Genomic DNA, 3854 nt, shown 5'->3' with positions numbered 1-3854 from the left:
TATTTCGGTCAAAAGCTTTTTGACAGACTCATCATTGCTTCAATTTATCCTTACTGGAATGATTGCGGATAATCATATTTTTTTATATGATTATCCGCTATCATACCAGTAGCCAAATATCATTTTTCTCCACCTCGGCAAGCTCGGTGAACGGATATCGTGAGATCAGAGGGGGGTGGTAGAAATGCGGCAAAGCCGCATTTCTACCACCCCCCTTCAATATCAATAAATTCCGGTGGTCGATCCCGATAATTATCGTGGACGAGACCATTCTGTAAGTTATCCTATACTGGTAAGAAGGCGGATATACATAAAACAAAAAAAGCATCCGGATTTCCCGGTTGCCTTTTTTATATGTCAAAATGCAAAAGAAAATCGGACAAAGTATTGCCAACATTGAAATGATTTTAATATTCCAATAATTATCCATTATGCCTGAATTTTAATTATTTGGTGGAGGAGGGAAAGATTTTTGGAGGAATGTACCGTAGGAATAGCCTTCACGATCAATAATTGTTTTTCCAGAATTATCAATTCCCATTAAAACAGGTCTTAAATAATTGGGTTTATCATCCTTAATTGGCACATAGGCCATTGTGTATTTTATTTTTTCCGGTTTAAGAAGCATTAAACTATCATAGGCATCATTATATTCAAAATAAGCAACTGCATATTTAGAAGGAAGATGACCAAAAATTGAATCTAAATCAATCATTAGGTTTTTGAATTCAAATGCGAATTGTAACACTTCACTAAATTCTATTTCTCTATTTACAATTGAACCAGGTTTTTCCGGAATTTTAAAATAACTTTCAAGATCATATTTACCAATGACCGGAGTACCTGTGTAGGCTGAAATGATGGGAACCCTTAATTTTTTTGAAATATCACTAAACGACTCGGGCTGAAGAGTATCAAAATTCTCAATCTGCTCGAGTGCTAAAAAAAACTTTGGATAACCTCCTCTGCCACTTTTATTGAAACAATACCAAAATCTTATTCCTTTTTTTGTGGGATCTTTAATGAAATATGATGCTTCAAAAATACCTGCAAAATTATTTTTGGCTTCCAACTTTCCAAAATCATCAGATCTCTCAAGGAAGTAAGAAGAAATTTCTGCTGCTCTGGTCATTTGCATTGGATCTGATTTAATGGATTCCAAAGTCTCAAGAGAAAAAGCAAACTTTTCATTTGAATCTTCAATTCCCTCCACGCTTTCGCTCTCTACAATAGTTTCTTCCGGTTTTGGATTACAAGCAGCAATCCAAATGAAAGCCGCATAAACAAATAGATTTCTGATTTTCATGTGATTTATGGTTTAATTTTAATTTTTCTCAAAACCTTATCCCTCCACAATCCTTCCCTCCTTTGCCGATACTCCTTGTAAGCTGGAATTCAGCTTCTTTCGGTGAAGAGATGGTAATCGAATAGCTTGTGTCGGCATCGCCATTCACAAACCAATGGACCACATATTCTTTTTCCTCTTCAAGCTCAACTGTAGCAGCGTCCGAATCGGTCAAAATGACTTTGTCATCGAGGTACAATCTCATTTTGCCATTGCCTATAAAAGTCGATACTACTAGATTTGCCATACCTCTAAAAAGAATATTCTAAATCTATCCATTGATAAAGGAATCCGAAATCGACAATTAGAATTCGGCTGTTGACATTTAGAAAACGGTCTATTACGACACGTTTTCGGCAAGATTCACCGGATCACTTTTAGAAACTCTTCTTTTCTGCGCCTTGACACATCTACATGCGATCCATCCACCATTTTGACCAAGCCACCTTCGCCTTTAATATATTCTGTGATAAACTCCAGATTGATCAGATGGGAATTGTGTACCCTAAAGAAGCGGTAGTCCTGAAGCAACTGTTCACAATCCTTCAAAGTCTTGGAAACAACAAGTTTCCTTTTGTCTGACATATAAAAGGTCGTGTAGGTATTGTCCGACTCGCACCTGACGATATCCTTGATCGCCACAAACAAAAATCCTGTCATCGTTGGCAAGGCGATTCTGGTCTGATTTGTTTTTTCCTTCAGGTTATTGATCAATTGGACAAGATTCCCTGTGTCCTCCCCAGATTTTTTCTTTTGCCTGAATTTGTCCAACGCTCCTTCAAATTCAGATTTGTCTATGGGCTTTAGCAGGTAATCCACTGCAGCCAAGCGGAATGCCTTGATGGCAAATTCCTCAAAAGAAGTGGTGAAAATGATTTCAAAAGAAATATGGTCCAAGGTCTGCAACCAATCGAAAGAGGTATATGGGGGCAACATGACGTCACTGAAAACAAGATCAGGTTGTAGGCTGTCCACCATATCCTGCACTTCCCCGATTCCATTTGCTATTCCTACCAGTTCAAAATCTGCATGTTCATCTAAATACCCGGCAAGGGTCTGCTGGGCGTGCATTTCATCTTCCAAAATCAATACTTTGTATTTCATAAAAAACTTTAAATTTCAAAAGGTATAGTAATTATTACCTGCTTTCCCGGAACTCCATCTTCCCTTTCAGAAAAAGTAAATCCGGCTTTGCCCGAACTCACCTGATTGAGGGTTTCGAATCGCTCCCGCATCAGTGACATGCCTAGTGAGGTCTTTTTTACTTTGGTCGAAAGATCAATCTCAGATTTTTCATGGCGTTTTTTCCCATTGTCTTTGATGGTACAAAGAATATGGTCCGGATCCTTCATCCCAAACTCCACCTCGACTTTCCCACCGCTTGAGATGCCATGCCAAATAGAATTTTCCAAAAATGGCTGGATCAGCATAGGTGGGATGCACACTTCATCAGGATTGATGTCAGCCGTCCATAATATGCTGAATTCGAATGAGTTATTCATTCTCAATTGCTCCAACTGCATGTAGATCCTATTGGCTTCGATTTCATCGACCAGGGGTACGATCCTTTGGGTTGAACTTTCCAGGACATGCCGGATCAGTTGGGAAAACTTCACCAGGTAATTCCCGGCCACGGCAGGGTCTTGCTGATGCATATAATGGTGAATGGAATTGAGACAATTGAATATAAAATGCGGATTGATCTGTGCCCGTAGGGCTTTCAGTTCTCCCTGAGCGATTGTCAGTTTGAGTTCAGTTTCTTTCTGTTTGAAAAAGGACTCCCTTTTGGCCCTGTAAAATACAAAAACGATAAATGAAAAGGCTACCACCACAGGAACGAGTGCCAAAAGCACCGCCCTTTGTATTTGAATGGCGGATTCGTCAGTTGGGGGAATCGTTCCCCCGAGTGTAACCTTAGAGTCTAATGTAAGAGAAGAAAAAAAAGCGTCCATGAAAAACAATGACTCAAACATAATTTGGATTTAATTCAAATAACAGAATAAGTGGTAAAAGATACTCAATTTTTTGAATTATTTACCTACTGTTTTGTGTTTGGAATACAATTCCAAAAAAAGGGAAGAAAAGCCCGATATGCTTGAAATAGTAAAAAAATGGATCAAACCACAACTATACAATGGAAATAATTCAAAAAGAATCAGGAAACAAGGGTAAATTCATAGCCATGGACGGTGAAATCCAAGCAGGTTTGATGACCTATTCGATAGCAGGTGAAGACAAAATTATCATCGACCATACCGAAGTCAGCCCCGCCTATAACGGTACCGGACTTGGCAAAAAGTTGGTTGTTGCAGGTGTGGAATTTGCAAGGAAAAACAACATCAAGATCCTTCCTCTCTGTCCATTTGCAAGAGGGGTGTTTGCAAGAAATAAAGACTTGAGAGATGTCCTTGTCTGATTTTTTTATTCTAAATTATGATTATCCGCAATCATTCCAGTAAGGATAAATTGAAGCAATGATGAGTCTGTCAAAAAGCTTTTGACCGAAATA

Annotated in this window: 5 protein-coding genes; 1 reads left to right on the top strand and 4 read right to left on the bottom strand. The window is 38.6% G+C overall.

All coding sequences use genetic code 11. The features are described 5' to 3' along the window. Nucleotides 1-442 precede the first annotated feature (442 nt). From MMU05_RS22915 to MMU05_RS22900, 4 genes are all read right to left on the bottom strand, one after another. Nucleotides 443-1306 (bottom strand): hypothetical protein, encoded by an 864-nt coding sequence (locus MMU05_RS22915; RefSeq protein WP_241143988.1) that lies wholly within the window; start codon nt 1304-1306, stop codon nt 443-445. Nucleotides 1307-1334: 28 nt separating this feature from the next. Further along, nucleotides 1335-1592: a hypothetical protein gene (locus tag MMU05_RS22910; protein WP_241143987.1), complete on the bottom strand. Its 258-nt coding sequence runs from the start codon at nt 1590-1592 to the stop codon at nt 1335-1337. A gap of 116 nt (nt 1593-1708) precedes the next feature. Beyond that, complete coding sequence (locus MMU05_RS22905; protein ID WP_241143986.1) at nt 1709-2449, bottom strand: LytR/AlgR family response regulator transcription factor; 741 nt, start codon at nt 2447-2449, stop codon at nt 1709-1711. 8 nt (nt 2450-2457) lie between these two features. Next, on the bottom strand, nt 2458-3318 hold the full coding sequence (locus MMU05_RS22900; protein ID WP_241143985.1) for a sensor histidine kinase: 861 nt from the start codon (nt 3316-3318) through the stop codon (nt 2458-2460). Nucleotides 3319-3479: 161 nt separating this feature from the next. Here MMU05_RS22900 and MMU05_RS22895 point away from each other — a divergent pair, with 161 nt between their 5' ends. Continuing rightward, the gene (locus tag MMU05_RS22895) at nt 3480-3761 is read left to right on the top strand and encodes a GNAT family N-acetyltransferase (protein ID WP_241143984.1); all 282 of its coding nucleotides are present in this window, start codon (nt 3480-3482) and stop codon (nt 3759-3761) included. Nucleotides 3762-3854: the final 93 nt, after the last annotated feature.

It is taken from the genome of Cognataquiflexum rubidum, from assembly GCF_022538115.1.
In the GTDB taxonomy this organism is placed as follows: domain Bacteria; phylum Bacteroidota; class Bacteroidia; order Cytophagales; family Cyclobacteriaceae; genus Cognataquiflexum; species Cognataquiflexum rubidum.
This window is presented reverse-complemented; position numbering and strand designations above follow the sequence as displayed.

Coding starts and splice junctions, on each gene's coding strand:
- MMU05_RS22915 (WP_241143988.1), bottom strand. CDS start 1,306: ATGAAAATCAGAAATCTATTTGTTTATGCGGCTTTCATTTGGATTGCT.
- MMU05_RS22910 (WP_241143987.1), bottom strand. CDS start 1,592: ATGGCAAATCTAGTAGTATCGACTTTTATAGGCAATGGCAAAATGAGA.
- MMU05_RS22905 (WP_241143986.1), bottom strand. CDS start 2,449: ATGAAATACAAAGTATTGATTTTGGAAGATGAAATGCACGCCCAGCAG.
- MMU05_RS22900 (WP_241143985.1), bottom strand. CDS start 3,318: ATGTTTGAGTCATTGTTTTTCATGGACGCTTTTTTTTCTTCTCTTACA.
- MMU05_RS22895 (WP_241143984.1), top strand. CDS start 3,480: ATGGAAATAATTCAAAAAGAATCAGGAAACAAGGGTAAATTCATAGCC.